Below are 26,853 nucleotides of genomic sequence, written 5' to 3' on the forward strand. Positions count from 1 at the left end.
AATCGTGTGCAGTGGATTGATCAGATTACAAGCATTTTGGTTTCAGAGCGTTGCAAATAGCATTGTCATGGGCAGCATTAGTCGGTTTCTATTTCTATCAAGTTTATCTGATTCACCGAATGCGATTATGTTCAACTTTTCCATATTTATCAAAATACATTCCTTTTGCTTTCTTTCTTAAATTTAGTGTTTCATTCATCGCTATTTTGGGATTACTAACTATATATATTTATGCATTCATACTACTAGAAATATTTTTTAGAAAACGGCTTGATACCCTGATCCGACGAACCCAAACTCCCTAAATCAAGACCCCTAAATCAGCGATAACGTTATGCTTCCTCCTTTGATCTCCGTCGTGATTGCAACCTATGGGCGCGAAGAAACGCTCCGAGACACGATCGCGGATGTGCTGAATCAAGATTATCCCCTGTACGAGGTCATCGTAGTTGATCAGACTCCGGTGCATGAACCTGCAACCCAAGCCTTTTTAGATAACTTGGCGCAAGCAGGAAAAATTCGACTTTTTCAGCCGATGTGGGCAAGTTTGCCGGGGGCTAGAAATTTTGCAGTGCGACGGGCAAAGGGCGAGATCATTCTATTTATTGACGATGATGTGCAGCTTCAGCCTGGGTTTTTCGCGGCTCATGCCAGAAATTACGATCGCGCTGATGTGGGGGCGGTGGCAGGGCGAGTCTACGATCGCATGAAACTGGCTGACTTTAAGCCGGGTTTAGAAATTCAAGATTTGCCACCCGAAGCGCTCGATCCGGGCATCGCGTGGTATCACATCAATCTCGTTCATACCGTCAAACCGCAGCGAGTTCTGAGCGCCCGCGGCTGCAATATGTCTTATCGTCGCGACATTTTTACCCAGCACGGCATCTGGTTTGATGAGCGATTTCAGGGCAGCGCCGTGCGAGAAGAATCTGATTTTTGCCTGCATCTGCGGCAAACCGGGCTGATAGTTTGGTATGACCCGGAGGCATCGCTGGTGCATTTGGGCGAAGAGACGGGCGGATGCCACGACATCAGCACCAAATCCCTGAAATATCAACTGACGTTCTATCACAACCATTTTTTGATGGGCTTGAAAAATCTCACTCCGGGGCAATGCCTCCGGTTTTTTCTGCGATTGTTTGATTGCCATGTTTTGGGGCGTCCACCGTGCCATAAAAGCGGTTCACCCATCAAAATTCTCACGCGATTTGGATTTTATACCCTGGGATTTTTGCAAGCTTTAAAAACTATAGTGCGATCGCGCTGGGATGATGGACAGATTTACACCCGGCAAGACGCAGGCGAGGCATAAATTGATGAAAATTCTCGTTGCCAGTCATTCTTATATTGTTGATCTCAACTGCGAAAAGCTGCGAATTTTAGCAAATTTAGAACCCGAAATCGAAGTAACGATCGTGGTGCCCAAACGCTGGAAGCCGGGGGGAGTGATGACAGATGTAGTCGAACCTCGGTATCGAGAAGATGGCTCATTTCGGGTGGTGCCGGTGTCTAACTTCAGCCAAAATAACCAGGGGTTGCTATCGTTTGGAGCCGATCTGATTCCGCTTTTGCAACAGTTTCGTCCTGATATTATTCAAGTGGAACAAGGCTCAAAGTCGATCGCCTACGCCGAACTGATTATCCTGAATCGGCTCCTCGGATTGCAAGCCAAAAATCTTTTTTTCACCTGGTGGAATCTCCCGTATACACTTAAGTTTCCTGTTTCCCTGTTAGAATCTTATAACCTCTGCCATACCGATGGTGTTGTTGTTGGCAATCGCGATGGCGAGCAGATTTTGCGTCAACACGGTTACCAAGGTGAGATGCGAATCATGCCGCAATTGGGGGTCGATCATCAGTTATTTCGTCCTCAATGTCAGCCGAAACTTGCTGCCCAGTTGGGCATTGCCGAGACAGATTTCGTCATCGGTTTTGTTGGGCGATTTGTCCCTGAGAAAGGATTACTCACCCTAGCAAACGCGCTTGCAGGTCTGAAAAATCGCCCGTGGAAGTGGCTACTTCTCGGACGAGGAGAACAGCAGGAAACGCTGTTAGCCGCCGCGAAAACGTTGGGATTTGACGATCGCTTAATCTGGGTAGACAGCGTTCCCCATGCTGAGGTTTACCGTTACATCAATCTCATGGATACGCTGATTTTGCCGTCTGAAACCACAAATCAGTTCAAAACGCTCACCTCTGCCGGATGGAAAGAGCAGTTTGGGCATGTCCTGATCGAGGCGATGGCGTGCGAAGTCCCGGTGATTGGCTCTGATTCGGGTGAAATTCCCAACGTGATTGAGGATGCGGGGTTGATTTTTCCGGAAGGAGATAGTGAGGCGCTGCGCGATCGCATCTTTCACCTGATGGGCGATCGCACCTTTGCCAAAGACTTAGGCAGATGCGGCTACGCTCGAGCGATCGCCCGCTATACCAATCACGCCCTCGCCAAAGAGCTTTTCACCTTCTATCGCCAACTCCAAGCAAACTAGCCTCCCAACCCTCATGCGTATTCTTCAGATTGTTCCGTCCATCTCGCTTGTGTATGGAGGACCTAGCCAAATGGTGGTCGGGCTGTCTGAAGCCTTGGCAAAAGCAGGCGTCGAGGTAACGATTTTAACCACAGATTCCAACGGCGACACCGGGCAAACACCGCTAGATGTGCCGTTAAACGTACCAATCGCGCAAGACGGTTACGAAATTTGCTATTTTCGATGTTCGCCCTTTCGCCGCTATAAGTTCTCCCTCGATCTTTTAAAGTGGCTCTCTCGGCATCATCAAGACTATGATTTAGCGCACATTCACGCGCTGTTTTCTCCGGTCAGTTCTGCGGCGGCAAGGGTAGCGCGATCGCATCATCTCCCTTATATCCTGCGTCCGCTTGGCACCCTCGACCCTGCGGATTTACAGAAAAAACGCCTCCTCAAAACCCTCTACGCGGCATTTTTAGAACGCCCAAATCTCGCAGGGGCAGCCGCCATCCATTTCACCAGCGACCAGGAGGCGAAGGTTTCAGAACGATTTGGAGTGGTGACGCGCGATCTCGTGCTGCCGTTAGGCGTCAAGCTGCCCAAACCAGCAGCCACAGATATCAGAGCAAAATTTGGCATTCCGGCGCTGCGCCCAATGCTGCTGTTTATGTCCCGCATCGATCCTAAAAAAGGGCTAGATCTCTTAATTCCTGCCTTAGAAACCTTGATTGCGGAAGACCAAGAGTTTCAGTTTGTTTTAGCTGGCGGCAATCCTCAGAATCCAGACTATGAGACAAAGATCCGCGATCGCATCCGGCACTCTCCGTTGAATGCTCACACTACAATTGTTGGATTTATCACAGGTGGTGATAAAGCTGATCTACTTAACGCGGCTGATCTATTTGTCTTGCCATCTCATTACGAAAATTTTGGCATTGCAGTTGCTGAGGCAATGAGTGTTGGCACTCCGGTTGTTGTTTCCGATCAGGTTCACATTTGGAAAGGCATTCAACAAGCCGAAGCGGGATGGATAAATGCTTGCAATGTTTCTAGTTTAACCGATGCGTTAAGACTAGCCTTGTCCGATCCGCACGAGCAACAGCGACGAGGAACCAATGCCCATCGCTATGCTCACGAAAATTTTAGTTGGGATGCGATCGCTCATCAGTTAATTCGCGAATATGAGCACATCGCCAAACCTACCCTCACCCCTCCCGAAGGGCAAAAAGAGCCTTGAGCCAACTCTTGTTCCGGCTTCTGTAGGAAAGGGTGAGGGCGATTCACAGGATAGAAACCCCTGATGCTTCACACTCTAGAACAGCCCTCTCTAGTAGATTGTCAACGTTGAGTGATGGGTGGAGGGGTAGATGGTTCCGATTACTAGACTCCCCCTCGCCTCCTAGTCCCCTATTTCAGTCTTGACAGACCCCTAGCGCAACGACAGGTCAACGACGAGGCTGAGGTGTCAGAATGTTAATCACCGCTCCTACAGCCGCCCCATTCGCTGCATTTCTAATGGTGTGACGACGGTTTGTCACTCCGCCTGCGGCTGCCCCTGCGGCTGCCCCAAACCCCGCATCTCGCAGCACATCTGGGCGCTGCCCTTTGCGCGTCGAGAGGTCACGGGACTGATTTACGGCGGCTCCGGCGGCTGCCCCGTTGATAATGTTTGGCACTACCTTATGTTTCGTCACAATGCTAGACACCGCTCCCGTTGCGGCTCCAATTCCAATATCGCGCCAGACATTCTGATCGGCAGACGCAGGCTTGGCAGGAAGGAATGTCGCGCTGATGAGACCCGTTGCCATTAAACCTGGCATGAGCGCGCGCTTCAAAGTCTGCTTCATGGCTTTCTCTCCTGAATGGACAAACGACCAAAAATCTAGTCAAAAAATCTAGTTTTTTCTGGGTCAAATTCAGTCTATGCAGCCAATTTTGGAATGCCCTACCTCTTTAGATTGAAATCGTTAAGCCGTGGCTTTGCTGGCTAAAATCGCTTCAAACTTGCTTCAGTTCAGGGTTTGAGAGCTTATTAAAACGAAAAATCTTAGCTCTAAAGACCTACTACCTCATACACACTACGAGTTGCGGATTAAATCTGCAACGCCATATAAACTGATGAGCAACAGGACGGTTGCAGCAACCTGAGTTGGGCGAGGGCGAGGCTCTGAAATTCGAGATTCTCTCACCAAAATTGAAGCACACGCGCCAACCGTGAACACTAAGCCCAACAGCAAGTAAGGCGAAGCGGGGACAATCAACCACACGATAAACAGCACCATCGACAACGCCAACATCAATGTTTCAACCAATTGAGGTGGATTGTATTGACCCAGCATACTCAACCCAAGCCAGAAATTGCGCCACTGCCTCATCGGTTTCTCCAGGTTCCACTTCTTTTTCTTACTAAGGATTATCAGGCTTGAGTACTCTTTTTCAAGTAGGCAAGGGCTTCTTCTGTGGAAAGTTGGGGAAACGATTGATAAAACCGACTGACACTAAAAAACGGATCGGGCGTCGCTAGAATAACCGTGCGATCGCACCACTGCTTTAACGCCTTAATCATTCCTTCAGGCGCAACCGGAGCACAAATCCAGATCTCATCAAGATTTTGCTGTCGCAATGCCTTCGCTGCCACAGTGATTGTCATTCCAGTGGCGATGCCGTCATCCACCAAAAGCGCAATCTGACGGCGTTTAGCGGCATTCATCGCTTGATCAGAGCCTTGCTCAGGCAGGGTAGCTTCTGCCCCTCGATGCGTCTGCTGGGAAAATTGCGCCAACTGCTGCTGAGCCTTTATCCGCGCTAGTTCTACCGCCTCCTGCCATTCATCTGGATGGATCGACAGCCGCATTGCGGTTCGTAGCACCTGTCCATCGGCGGTGACTGCCCCGATTGCCAGTTCTGGATCGGTGGGGCGAGTAATCTTTTTCGCCACCAGCACCTCAAGTGGGCAACCCAGCGATCGCGCCACCGGCAACGCCACCGGCACCCCCCCTCTTGGCAACCCATACACCACAAATTGGTGCGGCTCTCTCAACGTCTGCACTTCGCGCAGTACGGCTTGAGCGAGTTGCTCTCCGGCAGCATCGCGATCGACAAACAAAATCGGATTTTCGGCACTTCGGAACACCTGAGCCACAATGCCTCCTCGCGTAGAGCGGCTTTTCTCCAGCATAGAAGAACTGCACCCAAATCGGAATTTTGATCCAGGGGTGCGATCGCGGAGGCGATTGGCTTAGAATTTAGAGGCGAAACCGCCGATCTTGAGAACACGCCTGCGATTCATGAGTAACGAAGAACAAATCAGTTTATTTGATGTTGCCCCTGCCAGTTCTGCTGGTGCCCCCCCAATGCCCCCGGCTGAGGTTGACCCAGAGCTAATCCCCACGAGCGCCAAAGTGCCAATTCCGGTCGGCACGTACAACTCTATGGAGAAAATGGCAGAACACTGTAATCGCTGTCATCGCTGCGATTTGGGCGAATATCGAACGAATGCTGTAATCGGTCGAGGAAATCTCAGCGCTCCCATCATGCTGATTGGGGAAGGACCGGGACAAACAGAAGATGAAACCGGATTGCCGTTCACGGGCAAGTCAGGACAGTTGCTCGAAAAGATTTTGGCATCGGTCAAACTCACCACGGAAACCGACGTTTTTATTTGCAACATCGTCAAGTGCCGCCCACCGGAAAACCGAGTTCCGACAACTGAGGAAGCCAGGGCATGTAGTGGCTATTTAAGAGAACAAATTCGCCTGGTTGACCCCAAAATTATCCTATTGACGGGGGCAACAGCAATGAAAAACCTGGTGGGAATTAAGCAAGGAATTACTAAAGTTCGGGGGCAGTGGATTGAGCAAGATGAGCGGTTTTACATGCCTATTTTTCACCCTGCCTATCTATTAAGAAATCCCTCTCGCGAAAAGGGCGCGCCTAAGTGGCTCATGTGGCAAGATATTCAAGCGATAAAAGCAAAACTAGACGATTTGAAATCAGCGTAGATTAACCAGAACTATTTCATCCAATCTAAATGCCAAACACGACAGATCAACCCACACCCCCATCTGCAACCCTGTTCTTTCAATTGCTCTGAAGGGTGTAGGTGCACGAGTCGATGGACTAGATTCCTTCCCGAACCCTCCACCCATCCACTCTCTACCCATCCACTCCTAGGTCTTCAGTTGACCCCTAGTTTGTTACCATTAATACAGATTTTACCGGGCGTTTTATAGGATTTCCATTTTCATTCACTTTGCCATAATAAGCATTCCCTTGATAAACCAGGGCTGAGGAACTTCCGCCATCTAGATTCATCGCTTGCACTGTGCCCTGCTCCTTCATAAAGTCTGCTAATTGGGCAAGAGACAGCCCAGAGGTTTTGGGCGCATCTGGTTTCTGGGCTGCCATCACAAAGATGATTGAGCCATCGTGGGTGATGCCAACGGCACTTCTGGCATTGGGTTGGTTGATCGCGATCGCATCTCTCCCGGTTGCCGCATCGACAAATCCTTCGTCGGAAGCAGTCAGGGTGGGCAAAAGGCGAGGGCCCCCGCCGACTGCATCTACTAGCTGACAGGCTGATGGCATCGGGTTGAGGGAGGGGGAGAGGCCTCCAGAACTGCGCCTTGCACGAATGGCGTAGCGCACCGATTGCCCACACTGATACCGCTGAAATTCGGTTCGATTGAAAATCTGATTCAAATAGGGCTGCAATTTTGGGTTTTGCGTCAACCGCTCATTTTGGCGAGGATCAGCCATCAGCGTGCCGTCTATGGTGATGTAAGACGTTGATTTTTGATTCACCGGATCGAAAAAGCCAGCATTGATCACCGCGATCGCACCTGATTGCTCAGCGAATTCCCCTACGGTTTGGGTACTTTTTGATACAAAAACTTGAATTTTAGACGGAGATGCAGCCGCTATCGTCAGCGTGTAAACATCACTTTGCGGTAATTTATAAAGCCGGTACTGAGGTGGCTTCACAGGCACGACCGGGGTTTGAATTTCGACCGAGCGAGATAAAAAGGCGACAGACGGCAACCATGCCCGTACCATCCAAACTGCCAGTCCGCCCCCAAACAATCCAATACCGAGTCGCCAAATTGGTTTCACTGCCTTTCCTCGATTCGCTACACCCTCCAGCGCGCTTGGTCAGAAGCGCCTTACCTCCGCAAAATCTCAGTTCTGAGTCAGTCTTCGCTCTGAAACCGTACCATTTTTGTTGGATAGCAGAGGTGTCAGTTGTTTAAGTATGAGCAATAGAATGGTATCTATTTTTACAAAACTGCCCAGGTTAGTGGATAAATCCTAATGGGGAACAAAGCGATCGCGGGGTCTATCGTTATGCTTGCTACTCAGTAGCCAACCCAAGCCAACCGGAGGCAACCATCGATTTCACTCGAACAATTCTCAGAAAATCAGAAAATTTTCTAATTGTTCCCAAGTATTCCGGATTTTTTTACCTTCATTCACCTGAGATTCGTCGCTAGCGGTCGTTTTAGAGCAACACAAATCCTATTTAGAGAAAATTTTCTCTGTGTCGCTTTTTTAACGCTCCGAAAACTATCCTGATGCAACCGAGAAAACCCTGTATCAGTAGACGAGCCACTGTAATTGTGAGCGGATTTCTACTGACTTACGGATACAGCCCTTTGCAGCCCGGTGTAGCAGGTCTTACCCCCCCTCAGAGCTTATGAAGTTGAAATTAACACCCACTAACATTTCACTCCTTGCAATCAGTGCCTTTGGAGCATTAGTCGCCCAAGAGCTAATTCGCACAGAAGCGCAAACCCCCTCTCCTGCGGGCGATAAAGTCAAGCGCAAGCAATCTAACCTGCTAGCCCGCACCGCTGCCAATCCAGCGATCGCATTAGCTCAACCCGAAACCTTGGGCGGGCAAGACGTTCTAGCACCGAGTATGAGCAGCACTCTGCCGAAGCCACAATCCGCCAGTAGCGTGGCACAAAAAATGCTCGATCTCGAAATCGCCGAACTGCCGCCCCCGCCGCCTACGGCTCTAAAGGTCAACCTGCCCCCGGCTCCTCAGATGCAAACCGCCTCGACGCAGGTCAGGTCGGTCAGCGTGGATCAACTGCCGATCGATTCGATCGTGGCGGCGTCTTTGAGTTCGAGCATGCCGTTTACGTCAAATCTTGCTGCTGCGGGTCCGCAATCTAGCGCCCAACCCGAAGCCGCGCAGGCTGCCGCCTTACCCAACCCAGACGAGGCAGCGAAACCTGTTGCCACCTCACGCGATGATATTGAAGGACACCGTGCCCAACGCACGATTCAAGCGCTGATGCAGGAAGGTATTGTACGCGGCTATGGCGATGGCACCTTTCGCCCCGATGCCCCCGTCACCGACCAGCAGTTTAGCACTATGCTGAAGGCGGCGTCGGGTAAAGCACCGAGCGCGATCGCGCAGATCAAACGCCCGAAAGATATCGTGACGCGAGCCGATGCCGCCACCTTTGTCTATCGCCAACTCCAAGCATCGAAAGGGGCAACACCTGCTGCTGTCGCTCAAACTAACACGGCTGGGCTGCCCACCTTAGCCAGCGCTACTCTGCCCACCCTTGAAGCAACCCCAGCCGTCGATCGAATAACTCCCACTGCGGCTCCAAGCCCAGAAAATTCTACCCCTCGTACCCTGCCTCCGACCCAGACCCCCCCCGCGATCGCGCCCAACCGCCCTCAGCCTACCCAAGTTGCGGCGGCGGCTGTAGATGCTTACACCTTAGGAGCGGGCGATCGCGTGCGGGTAGATGTGTTTAATGTGCCAGAGTACAGCAAAGATTATCAAGTCCTTGTCAATGGCACCTTAAACCTCTATCGGGTCGGCAACTTGCCCGTTACCGGCATGACGCTACGGCAGGCTCAACAAGCCATTTCTGCAAAGTATGCTCGGGTGCTAAAGCGTCCGCTCGTGGATGTGAGCTTAGCCGCCGCTCGTCCCCTCAATGTTGCGATCGCTGGCGAAGTTGGGCGTCCAGGGTCGTATCCGCTTGAGTTAAAAGATGGAAAATTTCCAACGATTACCAAACTCCTTCAAGAAGCGGGCGGCATGACTCGCTCGGCCAATCCTCGGCAAGTTGTGGTTCGTCGCCCTCAGTTCAATGCGCCGGATCAGGAGATTGCCGTTGACCTGTGGGAGTTGTTCCAAACCGGCAACATTCGCCAAGACCTGACGTTGCTCGACGGCGACACTGTGTTTGTGCCCACTTCTAATGGCGTCAATCTCGCCGAAGCGTCGCAGTTTGCGGCGGCTAACTTTGCTACCGATGCCGCCAAGCCAATCAACATCGCGGTGGTGGGCGAGGTCAGCCGCCCCGGTCCCTATGCCCTAGAAGTGAAAGCGGGGCTGCCCACCATCACCCAAGCCATTCAACAGGCAGGCGGTGTCAATCAACTGGCAAACGTTCGGAAAATCGAGGTGCGCCGCACCACCCGTTCTGGCGCAACTCAAACCATTCCGATTGACTTCTGGAAGCTCTTGAAAGAAGGAGATTTGAGTCAAGATTTGGTGCTGCAACAAGGCGATACGATCGCCATTCCAACGGCGACTGCCCTCGACCCTGCCGAAGCCGCTAAGCTCGGCTCGGCTAGCTTCTCACCTGGAACTATGAACATCAACGTGGTGGGCGAAGTCACTCGACCGGGAGCCGTTCAGGTTGCTGCCAATACACCCCTTAACCAAGCGATCTTGGCAGCCGGTGGATTTAATAAAGATGCCAAGAAAAAGGCTGTCGAACTGATTCGGTTAAACCCCAACGGGACAGTGATGCGCCGCGAAATAGAAATCGATCTAGCGCGGGGAATTGACGAGAAAGGCAACCCCGTTTTGCAAAATGGTGATGTTGTCGTTGTTGAGCGATCTGGCGCGGCTAAGTTCTCCCAAACCCTAGATACGGTTCTAGGTCCAATCGGTCGAATTTTGCCGTTCCGCTTCCTGTTTGGATTGTAGTTTTTTCACCTGTTTCAACGATTTCTCCATCAGTGGCTTAGCTATTCGGATTCTATATTTCACCTGTTTCATGTTTCTTCTATTACTAGCTTAGGTATTTTGATGAATAATCAGTCGAATTCAGGGAACTCCACTCACACGATCGTCGAGCGCAATGGCAAATCGCCGTTAGTGCTAGATTATGCAACTCGTCCGCATGTCAGCCAGAGCGAAGAAGACTGGCAGTCTCCTCAGGTTCTCGATATTGCACGCCGCAGAGGCTTACTTATCGCAGGCACGGCTATGACCGTGACGCTGTTAACAGGAGTGATCACGCTTAGGCAAACTGATAGCTATGAAGGGGCATTTCAGATCCTGGTTGAACCCGTTACGGCGGAAAGTGAGCAAGGCTTAGATCCGTTGTCTAGTGAGCCAAAGCCATCGTCAAATACTGGCTTAGACTATGCAACGCAGATCCAAGTCTTGGGTAGCCCGAAGACGATGAAGCCGATCGTTGAGCAAATTCAGAAGCGGTATCCAGAGATCGGTTACGGCTCACTGATGGATCAGCTTAGTATTTCTCGACCAGAGGATACGAAGTTGATCGCCGTTAAGTATAAAGACGAAGATCCCGATCGGGTCAAGTTTGTGCTCGATCAACTCGCGGCTGGATACCTAACCTATAGCCAACAAGAACGGCAGTCTAATCTCCGCCAAGGCATTACTTTTGTAGATGATCAGATCGAAAGCACTCGGAAACGGGTAGATACCTTGCAGCGGCAGATTCAGACCTTTCGACAGCGCAATAATTTGATCGGGACAGAAGCGTTAGCCAGTCAGGTCGCCAGCCAGATTCAAGGACTAGAGCAACAGCGTTTAGAAGCGCGCCGAGAAATTGCGGAAACTCAGAAGCAGTATAACAATCTGCAAGATCCGTCCGGAGCGATCGCTGCTCTTGCTGCCGATCCAGCGTACCAAAAAGTGCTGGACAAGATGCGGGAAATTGACAGTAAGGCTGCCACAGAATCCACTCGATTTCAGGCGAGTGAGCCTGAGATGGCTGTGTTGCAAGAGCAGCGCAACAGTTTGATTCCTGTGCTGCGCCAAGAAGCTCGGCGAGTGTTAGGAGACAAGATGGCGTCAGTTGGCACTGATCTTTCGGTCTTAGAGACGCGCCAACAAGTGTTGGGGAATGCTCAACGGTATTGGGAACAGGAAGTCCAGCGGTTGCCGGTAGTGTCGCGCATCTATAGTGATTTAGAGCGCGAACTAAACGTTGCGACGGACAGTTTGGGGCGCTTTTTAGCAACCCGAGAAAATCTTCAGGTGCAAGCGGCTCAAAAAGAAGTGCCCTGGCAGTTAATTGCTCCTCCTGCAACGCCTCAAATGCCAGAAGATACTAAGCAGCGAAACCTGGTGCTCGGCGCGATCGCAGGTCTGCTGTTGGGGGTAGGTGCCGCTACGATCGCAGAGCGGGTTGATGATACCATTCGCACCAATGACGAACTGAGAAAGCACGTCAGGCTGCCCATTTTAGGAAGCATTCCGCTGTATGAAGCGTTGCAGAGACCGCACTTCTTGCAGCGTGGCATCCCTCAAAGAGCAGATCTGCGCTCGGATACGTTCCGCTATTCAGGCTTTTCAGAATCGTTTGGATCGCTCTATTCCACGCTGCGGATGCTCAAGGCAGATCAACCCATTCGCTCGGTGGTGATCAGTTCCCCATCGGCAGGGGATGGCAAATCTACGGTGGCAACCTACTTAGCTCAGGCGGCAGCGGCGATGGGGCATCGGGTGCTGCTAGTAGACGCAGACTTGCGCCACCCTCAGATCAGCAGCCTTTTAGATCTGGCTAACGATCGTGGTTTAGTAGATGTGCTGACCTCAAATCTTAATCCCCAGCAGGCAATTCAGCGCGTCTTTAATCTGACTGCTGCCAGGGTTACTAACGACCCGACTGCGATCGTTGCAGACGATGAAAATTTGTATGTTCTCACCTCTGGGCAGGTGCCGCCTAACCCGGCTCGATTGCTATCGTCCCAAAAAATGAAGCGATTGAGCGAATATTTCCATGCCATGTTTGATCTTGTGATCTACGATGCTCCGCCCTTGCTCAATCTGGCAGATAGCAAACTGTTAGCCTCTCACACAGACGGAATGATTTTGGTCACAGGGCTAGGAAAAACTAGCCGCTTTGAGTTGACGCAGGTTCTCGATCGATTACAAACAGCGCGAACTCCTGTGTTGGGCATGGTTGCCAATCGTGATCCGTCGAGTTTTGCAGATATGACGTACTAGTAGATTGTTAACGTTGAGTTGAGGGGTGAGAGGGTAGAGGGGTGAGAGGGAGACGTTACCCATCCACTCATCCACTCATCGATTCTCAGTCCCTCATTTCAAACTTGACAGACCACTAGGAAGCTGAGGTAGAGTGCTCTGGGGTGTTATCCCTTCAGACTTCTAATACGTCAAACTGCGAATGGCTTCTAACACCCCTCGCGCTTTATTCAGCGTTTCTTCGTATTCGGTTTCAGGGACAGAATCTGCCACTAGCCCTGCCCCTGCCTGCACGCTGACCACATGTTGACCATTGCCCAACGGTCGAACTGTCATCGTGCGAATGGCGATCGCACTGTTCAACTGTCCCTCAAAGTCGTAATAGCCGTAAACGCCAGAATAGACACCCCGACGACAGGGTTCAAGATCGTGGATAATCTCCATCGCTCGAATTTTAGGTGCGCCGCTCACTGTTCCTGCCGGAAAACAGGCTTTGAGTAAATCCCAAGCGGTCTTGCTTGGGGACAATTGCCCCACTACATTGCTGACAATGTGCATCACATGGGAATAGCGCTCAACCACCATCAGTTCGTCTACCCGAACCGAACCGTTGAGGCAAACCCGACCCAAATCATTTCGACCGAGATCAATGAGCATCACATGCTCTGCCACTTCTTTCGGATCGGCTAACAAGTCTTGCTCTAACGCCAAGTCTTCTGCGTGGGTTTTGCCGCGCCGCCGGGTGCCTGCGATCGGGCGAACGGTTGCCACTTTTGGCTGGGTTGGGTCGCTTGCCAACTCTGCTTTTACCATCACCTCAGGGCTGGAGCCGATAATTTGCCAATCGCCAAAGTGAAAATAGGCCATGTAAGGCGACGGGTTGACAAGGCGCAACGATCGATACAAGCCAAACGGCTCACCGCTATAGGGGGCCGATAGCTGCTGAGAAACCACGACCTGAAACACATCTCCCGCCCGAATGTGGTCTTTGGCGTTCTCGACGTGGGCGCAAAACTGCTGTTTTGTGGTGTTGCTTGTCCAGGCGAGCGCTGTTGTTTCGGGCGTTGGGGCTTTCCACGGCAGCAGACGAGCATGGTCTGACAGGGGAGATTGCAATTTTGTAACTAACTGGGAGACGCGATCGCAGGCTTGCCCGTAGGCTGCTTCTAAATCCACGGCTGGGTCGCGCAGATCGGCATACGCGATCGCCCAAATTTTTCGCTTCACCTGATCAAAAATCAGCAAGTTATCCACCTGCATCCACACGCCATCGGGCAAGTCTGTTTCAGTGGTTGGGTAGGTCGGCACTCTCGGCTCGATCCACTGAATCAATTCATAGCCCCAAAACCCAAATAAGCCCCCAATTCCAGGCGGCAACTGCGGCAGCTTGACCGGATGAAACGGTTCGAGGCAGTGGGATAGCGCATCAAACGGATTGCCTTCGTAGATTTGCTGCTGTCCGTCTCGCTGAGTTTGGGTGGTGCGATCGCCGCGAGCTTCCAATACCCATAGCGGGTCGCATCCCAAAAAGCTGTAGCGCCCGATCGTTTCTCCACCTTCGACCGATTCCAGCAAAAAACTGTAGGGCTGCCCTGCACAGACGCGATACCATGCCGACACCGGCGTATCGAGATCCGCCACCCATTCTTGATAGAGCGGAACAAAGTTTCCCTGTTTCGCGAGTTCTTTAAACTGGGAGACGGTTGGAAAGATCATGACAGTGCTAAAGGGATGATGGCTAACGCAACACAGACCTGAATACAACGAAGTTGCATAGCTTAGAATACAGCACCCAGAAGAGCTTTGGGTAGGTTGCACCCAGCGATGATGCGCTAGAAACTTGGTGTAAAGTTCTCTCTAAATCCAGCAATTAAAACTTAAAGAGCCAGCATCTGGAGTTTCCCAAATGTTGGCTCTTTAGTAAGATGGGCGCGATCGCAAACTGCCCTCAGCGCCCCACCCTTTTCCTCAAAAAGCAAAAACGTCAGGGCGTTCTAGAAAATTGCCTTAGCGTGATCTAGCCGCGATCGCACCGTAACTCTATGACACCTAAACCGCGTGATTTAAGGATCGTAAGTTTTCTTGCTGCTGAACTTTAGCTTGACAGGTTCCCCATTTTCGCCAATGCTGCGAGGCACACTATTGACTGCAACACGACCAGGATTTACTTTTTCGGGGAAGACACCATCTGCCGGGTGCAAATACTGCAATTCGCCGTTGGGGAATTCGCGGTAAATCTTGTAGTTGGTGATTTTGAACTTCGTGCGAAGCTGCCCACCAAGCGCAAGACAATGTTCCTTACGAGCTAAATACAGCAAATTGTCACCCTGGCGCATTTTGGCAGCGCCGCCCATCGGCATTTCAAAAACCTGCTCTTTGGGGCTAGACCAGGTGATGGCATATTTTTCTTCTACCAAGGCTTTGGTTAGCAGTCCGCCCGTACTGCCACCAAACAAAGGAGCCTGTCCTGTAAGAGTTTCTGACATAAGGTCACGCTCTAAACGTTTTTACGCATCGTATCATCGAGCGTTTACTTCGCTATCGAAACTGTAATACGCCTTAATAAATTAGGAAAAAGAGCAGGGACTTCAGGTATTCCGCTTGCGGCGAGTAGACATAGATTGCTTCTCTTCTAGAGGCACAATGGGGACGGTAAAGTGAAACTGACTGCCGCAATCTTTGCCGCCCGATTCTGCCCAAATCTGCCCACCCCAATTGGTAATAATTTGGCGACAGATGGCGAGTCCTAGCCCTGTGCCGCCGGTAGTGCGGCGGAGTGCGCCTTCTTCTTGGTAGAAGCGATCAAAGACCGTTTCGAGACGGTTGGCTTCGATGCCGCGCCCCGTATCAGAAACGGTCACTTCTAACTTATCAGTGCCGAGGCGCTGGGCTTGGATGGTGATTCTGCCCTTAGCATCAGTAAATTTACAGGCATTATCGAGCAGTTTGCTGAGCACTTCGACCAGCCATTCACCATCGACCTGCACCAACGGTAGCTCGGTCGAAAGCTGAGTGATAATTTGCGGAATCGGATTGGCAGATCGGCGCGCCTGAAGGCTGCTCAGCGCCAGATCAACGCATTCCCACAGGGGCAACGGCTCAACTTTCCATTCGATGCGCCCACTTTCTAGACGCGAGAGGGTGAGGAAGTCTTGGATCAGCTTCCGCATTCGCTCTCCGTCGGTTAAGGCAGAATTGAGCATCACTTGCCGCAAATCGGGCGACATATCCGGTTCGCTGGCAAGGCTTTCTAGACATACTTGAATGGTAGATAAGGGGGTGCGGAGTTCGTGCCCGGTGATGGCAATCAGGTTGCTGCGTGTGCGATCGAGGGCTTCTAGCTGCTGGTTGAGATCTTCTAAATTCTCGAAGGCTTCGGCTTGGATCAAAGCAACACCAATTTGGGTGGCGATCGCTTCGATCATTTCCAGTTCATGGCGATCCAATTCGTGGGGTGTGGGGTCGCAAAAGTGCAACTCTACCATGCCCAAAAGCTGGTTTTGGTGAAGCACCGGCACCATCAGCCACGAGTGAATCCGCCAATCTTGGGCGAGGGCTTGAATTGTCAATTCTCCATCTTTGATCACCGACAACCGATCATCGGCTTGCGTGTCTTGGATGTAGACCGGTTCTTGCTCCTGCACCACTTGTTCAAACAGGGGATTGCCTTGCAGCGTCCAGGGGCGACCCGCTAACGAGGGAATGGGTGCGGCGCAGACGGCATTGAGAAATTCGTGTTCTAGGGTGGCGATCGTATCTGCTGCTTTACAGCGATAGATCAAACAGCGACCCGCGCCTAGCACCTGTCCGAGTTCTTGTGCCGCAATCTTGAGGATTTCGTTGGGGTCAAGCGAGCGGCGCACGGCTGCTGTGATCGAGTTAACCAATCGCTCTTTGCGCTCTTTCTCTGCGATCGCACGATACGCTTTCGCAAGTTTGTACTGCCCTGCCTGAAGATAGGTGACCAATCGCTCAGCAAACGGAGCCGGATCAACCTGGTTGATGCCCGACTGCGGCTCGGTTTCAATGCGCTCAAGCACAGGATTAATTTTAGCGGCAAGTTCGGGTCTATAGTAGGCGATGCGGTGCAGCAGTAGCTCAGCCGACTTGCACACCACAGAGCGATCAAACGTCCAAATTCCTTCAAAGCGCCGCGCTTGATCGACATGCAGTTCTGGGGTGTCAGTGCGGAGGTCGGGCAACTCTCGTTCTTTGCAAATCAAGCACGAGGCATACTGTTTGCCCAACACAACCAGATGCCACTCTTTGCTGAGACCATCGGTTGGCTTAAAGGCGATCGTTTCATAATGCTCTGATTGGTTTGCAAAATCGGTTTCTGGTGCCGCCAAGACATACACCTGGTCTGTGCGTTCGGCGATGCGAAGATAGCGGTGGGCTTCTTGCCGATAAAACCGTTCGCGCTGAAAGCTGGCAATCACGAGTGGATGATCGTCCCCCGCCAAAACCTGATCTTCCATCGCGTGGGACAGAGCCGTCATGGAAGATTTGAAATACATTTGGGGGCGTGCCTGGGGACGCGCTTTGAGGAGGGCATCCAAGACAGAATCGGAGATGATCATTGATTATGCTGAGCCAATCCCCGCGATCTTGGCAGGTGAGAAGGGGTGATGTTAGTCTAGCGGGTTGTGCTTCGGAACGTGGGAAGACTGTAAAACTCTGTAACGCAAATTGGGTGAGCCAAAGTAAAACGCTCCTTCAGATCGCAGACAGATTAGGGCAGCAGTTCTAGCAGCACAACTGCGTAGGCGGCGATCGCAGCTTCGTTTCCGACTGCATCAAGCTTTTCATTGGTCGTAGCTTTAACGCCAACCCGATCGGCAGGAAGTTGCAACGCTTGGGCAAGGCGCGATCGCATCGCCTCAATGTGGGGCTTTAGTTTGGGACGTTCGGCAACCACGACCGAATCGATGTTAATAATTTGCCAGCCGCGATCGCGGATCAGGTGGTGAACCCGTTCTAAAAGATTGACGCTATTGGCTCCTGCCCATTTTGGATCGGTGGGTGGGAAATAATGCCCAATGTCGCCAAGGCTCAATGCGCCAAGCATTGCATCCATAATTGCGTGAGTGAGAACATCGGCATCGCTATGACCCAGTAACCCCGTTTCGTGGTCGATCTTGATGCCACCGAGAATTAAGTCTCGTCCTGCTACGAGGCGATGAATGTCGTATCCATTTCCGATTCTGATCGTCATACTTGTGTTTGTCTGAGCCGTCTTTAAGAGTAGTCTAAAACGCCGATGGACATAGAACTTTGCGATTTAACGCGATCGCAGATGGTGGAAGCATGAGTTTTGGCTTGAGTTGCAGGTGCGATCGCACCCCCCAGTGCTGTCTCAAGCAAAGATTTCTGGATAGGATGATTTTTGCGCTAAAAATAAAAGCATCCGTTTGCTGATGGACTTACTATGCCAGAAGAGCCGACACCAAAGCCAGATAAGCAGGAAGAAAAGTCACCCTGGAACGAGAAACTGGCTGAACTTTTGATCAAAGCTGCGATCGGGGGTGGGGCAGGCACAGTCATCACGTTGCTTAGCAGTACCGAACTCCCTAGATTAGCCTTGGGTGCAGGAATTGGCGGGGCGGCAACGATGGTTTATGCCTTTGTTGAACCGATCGCGAAACGGACAAATAAGGGCTTAGGTCAAGCCGGAGATAAAACGGCGGATGCGATCGGCAAGAAAACAGAGCAGGTAATCGCGACGCTCACATCAGCAGAAGACCGCTACTTTACCGCGCAGTCGCAGGAGTGCAAGTATTGCCGCACAGAGGGCATGGCAAAGGTCGAAGGGATTTTCACACCCATGCTGGAGAAGGTGTATGTACCCCTAGAACTCGATCGCAGTGCCTTTCGACCTGGGTTAATGAGCGATGTTGCTAAGTCCGGCAGATTTGATGAGACTGACTCTGATCGTTTGACCCGTTTAGATATTTGGAAACTGCTGGCACAAACAGAAAAAGATTTAATTTACCGTCGCCTTGTGATTTTGGCGTGGGGTGGGTATGGCAAAACGACGTTGCTGAGGCATTTGGCATTTACTTATGGGCAAAACCAGCAAGGCTCCGGGTTACCGCGTCTAGTTCCGATTTTGCTGCTGCTGCGAAAGTATCGTGAAGAGTTGACCCAAGAAAATCCGCTGAGTCTGCCTGATCTGATTGCTCAAAAGCACATTCCAAATTTGCCGGAGGGAGCAACGCTGAGGATGTCACCCGACTGGGCAAAAAACATTCTCAGGCGCGGCGATGCTTTGGTATTGGTGGATGGCTTTGATGAAGTGCCAAAAGCTCAACGTCCCCAAGTGGCGCGGTGGTTAAACGAGCAAATGCGACACTATGGCAAATCAACGTTTATTTTGACATCGCGACCCAAAGCTTACCAAGAGCAGGATCAGGCGATGGATACGTTAGAGCTAGAGACGATCTTGTGGGTGAAAGACTTTCAGGAGAAGCAGCGACGGCAGTTTGTGGAGCAGTGGTATTGGTGTCAGGAATATTATCACCACGGCAAGGAGGATACGCCTGATATTCGCAGAGAAGCGCAACGATCGGCAGATGAATTGCTAGCGCAAATTGAGGCGCGATCGGAGCTAAAAGATCTTGCCAAAAACCCGCTATTGCTGAATATGATGGCGACCTTTCATCGGCGCTATCCCAGTGCAGAACTGCCTCGACGACGAGTGGAACTCTATCAGGAAATGTGTGTGTTGCAGTTGCGCGATCGCCCAGGGGCAAGGCGGCTAGAAACCATTTTGGGATACGAGGAGGCGCTGGTAATTTTGCAAATGCTGGCGCTAGAGATGATGCAGCAGCACGATGAGCAGGTCAGCCAAGAGGTGATTTTGCGACGGCTGACAACCTATCTGACAGAGCAAGCGGAAACGGTTTCAGCCGCAGATTTTCTCAGGCATATTGAGCAGGTGAGCGAATTACTGGTTCAGCGAGAACCCGAAGAGTATGAGTTTTCGCACCTGAGTTTTCAGGAATATCTTGCAGCTAAAGAAATCATTCGACTGAAGCGGGAAAGCGTTTTGTACCAACATTTCGAGGATGGCTGGTGGAAGCCGACGATTTTGCTCTATGCGGCGCAAACTAACCCGACTACGTTAATTCGGCAAGCGATGCAACAAGGCGCAACCGACCTTGCTTACACCTGCTGGCAAGACACAACCAAACGGGTGAACCTAAACGATGCTGAGCTAGAAGTGCTGACCCAGTTGACCCCAACGCTACAAACCTCGCGCTACCAAACGCTAGAAGATTTGCTGAAGTCTGGGCAGTGGCGCGACGCAGACCAGGAAACCTATCGGCTGATGATTACTACCGTGGGCAAAGAAGAAGGGCAATACTTCGAGCCGGCTGATCTAGAAAATTTCCCTTGCGATGACCTGCGGACTCTGGATCAACTGTGGTTACGGTACAGTAACGGCAAATGGGGCTTCAGCGTCCAGAAACAAATCTGGCAGGAATGCGGTAGCCCAACGGAGTATAGTGACGGCTGGGAAAAGTTTGGCGATCGCGTCGGGTGGCGCAAGGACGACGACTGGGTGGATTATGACGACTTAACCTTTGACCTCCAAAAAACTCGGAGCGGAGAATTTCCCAGGGAAATACGGGGAAGTGTTCTCTTTTCTCGCGCAGAGACTTGTGAACTTTAGCACGAGCCAGTCCTAGACATTTTTTAAACTTTGTAAACGCTCTTCTTTTACACGATTTACCTACCTTTTGGCGATCCGTTACCTGGCACTGCGTTAGTTGGTTAACTTGTTGTAGCTGGTTAACTTGTAGTCGGTGGCAGGTCAGGGTTCTGGCTATTAGTAATGAGATCGGATGTCTGTGTCAATAGCAAGTCTGACGAGTGAGCATCAGGAAAGCTGACCTGAGAAGGTTTCGCCCGTTCTTCATCAAATCTGCAACATATCCGAATACTCGGTCAGCAACTCATCGTAGGTGAGGCTGTCTCCTTCGGCTTGAGGCGTCCACAGCACCTCAAAAATCATCAAATAATCAGGACTGAGGCTAGAAATTTTTGTCAACACTTCTTTCAGCGCTTCCGAGGTTCGCACCTCCTGAAAGAGCGGCTGATCGTCTGCCGTGCCCACCAGCAGCGTCACCACAATATAGGATGCTGGATCTTTCTCTGGATTAATGCTGTAATCTTTGCGAGTGATGGTGCCGCCAACGTTGGTTAGCGTCTCTTCGGTGTATTTTGTGCGCTCTAAAATCGACCATTTCTCAAACAGCGTTTCACCTTCGTTGAGCGATTTCACCGTCTCAGAAGCCGCCTGCACATGCGACCAATTTTCTGGCATCCTCAACAGCGCCAACGCCGCTTCTTGAACATGGTGCTGCCGACCTTCGGGCGTATCAAGATCCGCCGTTTCAACAATTTTAGCAAGCTGAGTCTGAATCGCTTTTCCCTGCGCCAGCAGCGCCACCTGAATCTTGCTCACCGTTACGATGTCATTCGTCAGTTCAGTGCTACCCGCAAATTTCTTGCCTCTATTTGCCCAAATGAGATACCAGAGAACTAGCCCAACTCCGCCCACCGCTAGCAGCGCGACCAAGCTGAACAATCCGCCGCCCACCGACGATCCATAGCCATAGCCGCCATAGCCGCCATAGCCGCCGCCATAGCCGTACCCACCATAGCCCGGACGCGCCGGAGCAACTCCGCCTCCTCTAGATCCGCCGCTAGATCCACCTGACGATCGGCTCGGTCTAGAAGGTGCACGGTTGAACGAGCCACCTCGGCTGCGCCCCCCGCTGCGTTGGGCAAGAGCAGCCTGCTCAAAGCGCCACGCTTGGGACTTGAAGGAAGAAGGCACAGGCACGCTAACCGAGTTGAGCAGGCAGTAGCTCGCGATTAGAGCAAGGCTCAACTTCGTAGGAAACGTCGCCCCCAGCAACCGAGAAAAAGGCTTTGACATGGTTTAGAACAGTCCGTTCAACGGTACGTCTATCTACACTTCCCCATTTTACGGGTCACCTTCAGATTGCGATGCTTCCTCTAGAGAGACACGGGCTGCACCTTGCTCTTCCTCAAGCCACTGCTGGTACAAATCAGGGCGGCGATCGCGGGTGCGTTCTACCTGCTGCTGCGTACGCCAGCGCTCAATTTCGGCATGGTTGCCCGATCGTAAAACCGTAGGCACTTCTAACCCCCGAAACACCGACGGGCGCGTATATTGAGGATAATCTAGCAATCCTGCTTCAAAACTTTCTGCCTTGAGCGATTCTTCTTTGCCTACCGTCCCAGGCAACAGACGAATCGTCCCGTTTAGCAATGCCAGTGCCGGAATTTCGCCACAGGTGAGCACAAAATCGCCCAACGACACCTCACGGGTCACCAGTTGCATCACTCGCTCATCAATGCCTTCATAGTGTCCACAAAGAATGATAATTTGATCGAAGGCTGTCGATAGCTGTTTGAGCAAGGGCTGGTTCATGGCTTCACCTTGGGGAGTCACAAAAATTACATCTCGACGGGGCAACACCGGCAATGATTCTACCGCCGCAAACAGGGGTTCGGGCTTCATTAGCATGCCAACGCCGCCTCCATAAGGCTCATCGTCTACGCGGCGATGCTTGTCGGTGGCAAAGTCTCGCGGGTTGGTGAGATGCACCTGTGCGATTCCTTTGGCTAGAGCCTTTCCCAACAGCCCAGAACTGAGGGGAGACGTGAAGAAACCCGGAAACAGAGTCACAATATCGAAACGCATAACAGTTATTGATAAATCTTCGGTCTGGAACCAAGATGCCGCGATCGCTCTTGGCATGGGTCGGCGTTTGAGGCATCTTAGCCCTCCCAGTTCCCTAAACGCCAGTGGGGGAACAAACGCCAGTAGGGGAACCTTTCAACCGTTTGGGCAACGCACCGCCAACGATGCCCCCTGCTGCTATCTGCACCTGAATTGTCAGCTTACGTCTCTATTCCGTATCTAACCTATCTTCATCATGCCAACCTAACCTTCTAAAATTACAAAACTGACGACTGCTAAACCTGGGGGTTTCCCCTCGTCTCTAAATTCCCCGAACCCTTACCCCATCGTCCTTCCCATGCTACAGTTAGCTTTGCAATCTCTACAGTCAAAGATGCCTCAACCCACTCAAACTGCCATTATGGTTATTGGGGGAGCAGAAGATAAAGTCCATGGGCGCGAAATCCTCCATAGCTTTTTTGGGCGCTCTGGGGGCGAAGATGCTCGCATTGCCATTTTACCGTGTGCCTCTCGTGAACCTGCCTTGATTGGCGATCGCTACCGCAGCATTTTTCAAGCGATGGGGGCAAAAGCGATCGAGGTGCTCAATATCTGCGATCGCGCTCAATGTGATGACCCAGTGTTGCAAGCCTATGTGTCAGATTGTACTGGCGTCTTTTTGACGGGAGGCGATCAGCTTCGCCTGTGCGGTATTTTGGCAGATACGCCTCTGATGACGATCTTGCGATCGCGCGCCCAAGCCCAAGCTCTTACCCTGGCAGGAACTAGTGCCGGAGCCGCCGTTATGGGCTATCACATGATCGCCGGGGGCGGAAGTGGGGAAACCCCCAATCGCTCGATGGTCGATATGACCTTGGGGCTGGGCATCATTCCAGAGGTGATTGTGGATCAGCATTTTCATAATCGTAATCGGATGGCGCGGCTGATGAGCGCGATCGCTGGACATCGCGATCGCTTGGGGATCGGAATTGATGAAGACACATGCGCCGTTTTTGAAGGGGATGGCATTTTGCAAGTGATGGGGAAAGGAGCCGTTACCATTGTCGATCCGGGCGAGATGAGCTACACCAATCATGCTGAGGTCAGCCAAACTGAGCCACTCTGTATCAGCAATTTGCGCGTCCACATTCTCGATGCAGGCAGTTGCTTTGACCTGCACAAACGGAGAATGACCCTTTTAAACCGCTAAACGATTGGCTCTGCCAAGCTTGAGACACAGGCTTTAGACATCAGTTTTAGACCGTAGTTTAGTTTTAGACCTGAGTTTTAGACCATCGCCGCCTATTAGCCGTTACGCTTCGAGCCAGCGTTTTTACCTCTAGCCCCCTAGCGCTGGCTCGTTTTCCACAAATTTTGCTAGGGTGCCTGTAAAGATCCAGATTTAAGTTTGAAATCGTTGCGCCTGTTTCGGCTAACCCTCCGTTTCGGCTAACGCTAAGTTGGTTCTAAACTACATTATTTGCACAGAGGTTTACAGAGATTTACAGAGATGGCACAGACGCCGACAGCAGAACTGCTTTACACCCCAAACTGTTTATAGTGGACAGTTTCATGGGGTTTTTACCGACCACACTAGGTAACTGACCCAATTGGCAATCTCCACTGCCCGCCCACTCCATCACCCTGATTCAGAGCCTTGCGGATCGCGAAGTTTTCCGCTTCTAATCGCTAGTCTGTACCCCCCTTTACGACGTTCTTATGAAGATTCTGAAGATTCTGACATTACGTGGTCCCAATTATTGGAGCATCCGCCGTCCCAAGCTAGTTGTGATGCGCCTCGACCTAGAAACGCTGGCAGAAACACCGTCGAACGAGATTCCTGGTTTCTACGAGGGATTGGTTCACACGCTGCCCTCTCTGGTTGAGCATTTCTGCTCTCCTGGATGCCGTGGGGGGTTTTTAAGCCGGGTACAGGAAGGCACGATGATGGGGCACATCATTGAGCATGTCGCCTTAGAACTGCAAGAACTTGCGGGCATGGAAGTTGGCTTTGGGCGAACGCGCGAAACTGCCGAACCGGGTGTATATCAGGTGGTGATTGAGTACCAAAATGAGCAGGCAGGGCGCTATGCGGCACGGGCAGCCGTGCGGATTTGCCAAAGCATTATTGAGCAAGGGGCTTACCCATCGCTAGAGCTAGCTCAAGATTTAAGCGATCTGCGCGATCTGGCTGGCGATGCTGCCTTGGGACCGAGTACTGAAGCGTTGGTCAAAGAAGCTGAGGCAAGAGATATCCCCTGGATGGAAGTCAGCGCTCGTGCCATGATTCAGTTAGGCTATGGTGCTCACCAAAAGCGGATTCAGGCCACTCTGAGCGGCTACACTAGCATCTTGGGGGTTGAACTTGCCTCCGATAAAGAAGGGACAAAACAAGTGCTGCGCGCGGCGGGGGTTCCGGTTCCTCGTGGCACGGTGGTGAGCTATTTAGATGAGTTGGAAGATGCGATCGCAGATGTGGGCGGCTATCCCATCGTGATCAAACCGCTAAACGGCAACCACGGACGCGGCATCACTATTAATATCACTCATTGGAAACAGGCAGAAGCAGGATACGATGCGGCAAAGGCGGTTTCCAAATCGGTGATTGTCGAGCGATTTTATCAGGGGCGTGATCACCGGGTTCTTGTGGTCAATGGCAAAGTGGTTGCCGTTGCCGAACGGGTTCCGGCGCACGTGGTCGGAGATGGACGCTCAACGATCGCCGCCCTGATCGAGGAGACCAACCGCGATCCGCGTCGCGGCACCGGACACGACAATGTGTTGACCAAACTTGAAGTCGATCGCACCTCGTGGCAGTTGCTCGACCAAAAAGGCTACACGTTAGAGACGGTGCTAGAGCCAGATGAAGTGTTTTACCTGCGCTCAACTGCAAATTTGAGTACCGGCGGGATTGCCATCGATCGCACCGATGACATTCACCCTGAAAATGCCTGGTTGGCTCAACGAGTGGTCAAAATCATCGGATTGGATATTGCCGGGATCGATATTGTTACCTCCGATATTTCAAAGCCTCTGCGCGATGTCGATGCGGTGATTGTCGAGGTCAACGCTGCGCCAGGGTTTCGGATGCACGTTTGCCCCAGCGAAGGCATTCCCCGCAACGTGGCAGAACCCGTGATCGATATGCTGTTTCCCCCCGGAACTCCCGGTCGGGTGCCCATTATTGCCATTACCGGCACCAACGGTAAAACTACGACGACGCGCCTGATTGCCCACATTTTCAAGCAAACCAACCAGATTGTTGGCTACACCACTACTGATGGAACCTACATTGGCGAGTACCTGGTTGAGCCGGGCGACAATACAGGACCTCAAAGCGCTCAACTGATTTTGCAAGATCCAACCGTTGAAGTTGCCGTTTTAGAAAGTGCGAGAGGTGGAATCTTGCGATCGGGCTTGGCGTTCACTCAGTGCGATGTGGGCGTGGTGCTCAACGTCGCTGCCGACCACCTGGGCTTGGGAGACATCAACACGATCGAGGCAATGGCACAAGTCAAAGGCGTTATTGCAGAAGCTACCATGTCAAATGGCTATGCGGTGTTAAACGCTGACGATCCATTAGTTTCGGCAATGGCAGAGCGCACCTCGGCTCAGATCGCTTATTTTTCTATGAACCCTGAGAACGAGTTGATTCGCACCCACACCCAGCGCGGCGGCTTGGCGGCAGTCTATGAGCACGGCTATTTGTCGATTCTTAAAGGCGATTGGACGCTGCGGATTGAGCAAGCAGTGAATGTGCCGTTGACCCTGGGTGGGCGCGCCCCGTTTATGATTGCCAATGCCCTTGCAGCCAGCTTAGCGGCGTTTGCTCAAGGCGTTCGGATCGAAGATATTCGCTCAGCGCTGGCGACGTTTCAAGCCTCCACCAAACAGACCCCTGGGCGAATGAATCTGTTCAATCTGGGCAGTTTCCATGCCCTGGTTGATTATGCTCACAATGTCCACAGCTATGAAGCGCTCGGTGGGTTTGTGCAAAATTGGACAACGGGCGAACGAATCGGCGTGGTTGGAAGCCCAGGCGATCGGCGAAATGAAGACCTGGTGATGCTCGGCAAGCTTTCTGCCGGAATCTTTGATCGCATCATTGTCAAAGAAGATAATGACACGCGGGGGCGCGATCGCGGGGATGCTGCCAATTGGATTCAACTCGGCATCACTCAGGCAAAGCCCGATGCTCGGTGCGAGGTTGTTTTGGATGAAGCCACTGCCGTACGCGCTGCCTTAGATGATGCGCCGCCTGGAAGTCTTGTTGTGATTTTGCCAGAAAGCGTTAATCGCGCTATCCAACTGATTGAGGAGCGCCATCCGATTCAGGTGATCGCCCCCGCCAAGTCGAGTGATGCAGCCGAATCAGGCGCGATCGTGCCCACTTCCAAATCGACAATCGATTCTAAAGAAACCGTTTCAACCCCCTCAGGCGTCTAACC

19 protein-coding genes are annotated in these 26,853 nt (G+C 51.8%); 9 read left to right on the forward strand and 10 right to left on the reverse strand.

From position 1 onward, the window contains the following. The first annotated feature begins 334 nt into the window (after positions 1-334). From hpsN to hpsP, 3 genes are read left to right on the forward strand one after another with little or no spacing between them, the layout of a single operon-like run. Positions 335-1,312 carry a hormogonium polysaccharide biosynthesis glycosyltransferase HpsN gene (hpsN, locus tag GS601_RS00925; RefSeq protein WP_162421267.1) on the forward strand — a complete coding sequence of 326 codons (978 nt, stop codon included), beginning with the start codon at positions 335-337 and terminating at the stop codon, positions 1,310-1,312. A 4-nt stretch (positions 1,313-1,316) separates the two neighbouring features. Next, a complete protein-coding gene (gene hpsO / locus GS601_RS00930) occupies positions 1,317-2,489 on the forward strand; it encodes a hormogonium polysaccharide biosynthesis glycosyltransferase HpsO (protein ID WP_162421268.1) in 1,173 nt (390 codons plus the stop codon). A 13-nt stretch (positions 2,490-2,502) separates the two neighbouring features. Then, positions 2,503-3,705, forward strand: coding sequence for a hormogonium polysaccharide biosynthesis glycosyltransferase HpsP (gene hpsP / locus GS601_RS00935; RefSeq protein ID WP_162421269.1), 1,203 nt, complete (start codon positions 2,503-2,505; stop codon positions 3,703-3,705). 208 nt (positions 3,706-3,913) lie between these two features. On the opposite strand, the gene GS601_RS00940 is transcribed toward hpsP, so the two are convergent. The 3 genes from GS601_RS00940 to GS601_RS00950 form a co-directional block, all read right to left on the reverse strand. Beyond that, on the reverse strand, positions 3,914-4,315 hold the full coding sequence (locus tag GS601_RS00940; protein ID WP_162421270.1) for a hypothetical protein: 402 nt from the start codon (positions 4,313-4,315) through the stop codon (positions 3,914-3,916). 231 nt (positions 4,316-4,546) lie between these two features. Then, a complete protein-coding gene (locus tag GS601_RS00945; RefSeq protein WP_162421271.1) occupies positions 4,547-4,843 on the reverse strand; it encodes a DUF4175 domain-containing protein in 297 nt (98 codons plus the stop codon). A 41-nt stretch (positions 4,844-4,884) separates the two neighbouring features. Beyond that, the gene (locus tag GS601_RS00950) at positions 4,885-5,646 is read right to left on the reverse strand and encodes a phosphoribosyltransferase (protein WP_162421272.1); all 762 of its coding nucleotides are present in this window, start codon (positions 5,644-5,646) and stop codon (positions 4,885-4,887) included. 109 nt (positions 5,647-5,755) lie between these two features. Between GS601_RS00950 and GS601_RS00955 the strand changes: the two genes are divergently transcribed. After that, complete coding sequence (locus GS601_RS00955) at positions 5,756-6,469, forward strand: uracil-DNA glycosylase (RefSeq protein ID WP_162421273.1); 714 nt, start codon at positions 5,756-5,758, stop codon at positions 6,467-6,469. 187 nt (positions 6,470-6,656) lie between these two features. On the opposite strand, the gene GS601_RS00960 is transcribed toward GS601_RS00955, so the two are convergent. Next, complete coding sequence (locus GS601_RS00960) at positions 6,657-7,580, reverse strand: phosphodiester glycosidase family protein (RefSeq protein ID WP_338016927.1); 924 nt, start codon at positions 7,578-7,580, stop codon at positions 6,657-6,659. Positions 7,581-8,160: 580 nt separating this feature from the next. Between GS601_RS00960 and GS601_RS00965 the strand changes: the two genes are divergently transcribed. After that, on the forward strand, positions 8,161-10,431 hold the full coding sequence (locus tag GS601_RS00965; RefSeq protein ID WP_162421274.1) for an SLBB domain-containing protein: 2,271 nt from the start codon (positions 8,161-8,163) through the stop codon (positions 10,429-10,431). Positions 10,432-10,533: 102 nt separating this feature from the next. Continuing rightward, the gene (locus GS601_RS00970; protein ID WP_162421275.1) at positions 10,534-12,708 is read left to right on the forward strand and encodes a GumC family protein; all 2,175 of its coding nucleotides are present in this window, start codon (positions 10,534-10,536) and stop codon (positions 12,706-12,708) included. 162 nt (positions 12,709-12,870) lie between these two features. On the opposite strand, the gene trpE is transcribed toward GS601_RS00970, so the two are convergent. The 4 genes from trpE to ispF form a co-directional block, all read right to left on the reverse strand. Then, positions 12,871-14,403, reverse strand: a complete 1,533-nt coding sequence (trpE, locus tag GS601_RS00975; RefSeq protein WP_162421276.1) for an anthranilate synthase component I — start codon at positions 14,401-14,403, stop codon at positions 12,871-12,873. Positions 14,404-14,750: 347 nt separating this feature from the next. Further along, positions 14,751-15,173, reverse strand: coding sequence for a photosystem I reaction center subunit II PsaD (gene psaD / locus GS601_RS00980; RefSeq protein WP_162421277.1), 423 nt, complete (start codon positions 15,171-15,173; stop codon positions 14,751-14,753). A gap of 102 nt (positions 15,174-15,275) precedes the next feature. Further along, positions 15,276-17,267, reverse strand: a complete 1,992-nt coding sequence (locus tag GS601_RS00985; RefSeq protein ID WP_162421278.1) for a DICT sensory domain-containing protein — start codon at positions 17,265-17,267, stop codon at positions 15,276-15,278. Between the two features lie 152 nt (positions 17,268-17,419). Beyond that, a complete protein-coding gene (gene ispF / locus GS601_RS00990) occupies positions 17,420-17,902 on the reverse strand; it encodes a 2-C-methyl-D-erythritol 2,4-cyclodiphosphate synthase (protein WP_162421279.1) in 483 nt (160 codons plus the stop codon). A gap of 213 nt (positions 17,903-18,115) precedes the next feature. Here ispF and GS601_RS00995 point away from each other — a divergent pair, with 213 nt between their 5' ends. Further along, the gene (locus tag GS601_RS00995) at positions 18,116-20,362 is read left to right on the forward strand and encodes an NACHT domain-containing protein (RefSeq protein ID WP_162421280.1); all 2,247 of its coding nucleotides are present in this window, start codon (positions 18,116-18,118) and stop codon (positions 20,360-20,362) included. A 246-nt stretch (positions 20,363-20,608) separates the two neighbouring features. Here the strand turns inward: GS601_RS00995 and GS601_RS01000 are convergent, their stop codons facing one another. Further along, positions 20,609-21,634 (reverse strand): DUF1517 domain-containing protein, encoded by a 1,026-nt coding sequence (locus tag GS601_RS01000; RefSeq protein ID WP_162421281.1) that lies wholly within the window; start codon positions 21,632-21,634, stop codon positions 20,609-20,611. A gap of 48 nt (positions 21,635-21,682) precedes the next feature. Continuing rightward, positions 21,683-22,426, reverse strand: a complete 744-nt coding sequence (gene trmD, locus GS601_RS01005) for a tRNA (guanosine(37)-N1)-methyltransferase TrmD (protein WP_162421282.1) — start codon at positions 22,424-22,426, stop codon at positions 21,683-21,685. Between the two features lie 373 nt (positions 22,427-22,799). On the opposite strand from trmD, the gene GS601_RS01010 reads away from it, so the two are divergent. Both GS601_RS01010 and cphA read left to right on the forward strand, forming a co-directional pair. After that, positions 22,800-23,615, forward strand: a complete 816-nt coding sequence (locus GS601_RS01010; RefSeq protein WP_202924764.1) for a cyanophycinase — start codon at positions 22,800-22,802, stop codon at positions 23,613-23,615. Between the two features lie 509 nt (positions 23,616-24,124). Beyond that, entirely contained in the window at positions 24,125-26,851 is a 2,727-nt protein-coding gene (gene cphA / locus GS601_RS01015) for a cyanophycin synthetase (protein ID WP_162421284.1), read from the forward strand. Positions 26,852-26,853: the final 2 nt, after the last annotated feature.

Origin of the sequence: Myxacorys almedinensis A, assembly GCF_010091945.1 — a bacterium.
GTDB classification, from domain to species: domain Bacteria; phylum Cyanobacteriota; class Cyanobacteriia; order Leptolyngbyales; family Leptolyngbyaceae; genus Myxacorys; species Myxacorys almedinensis.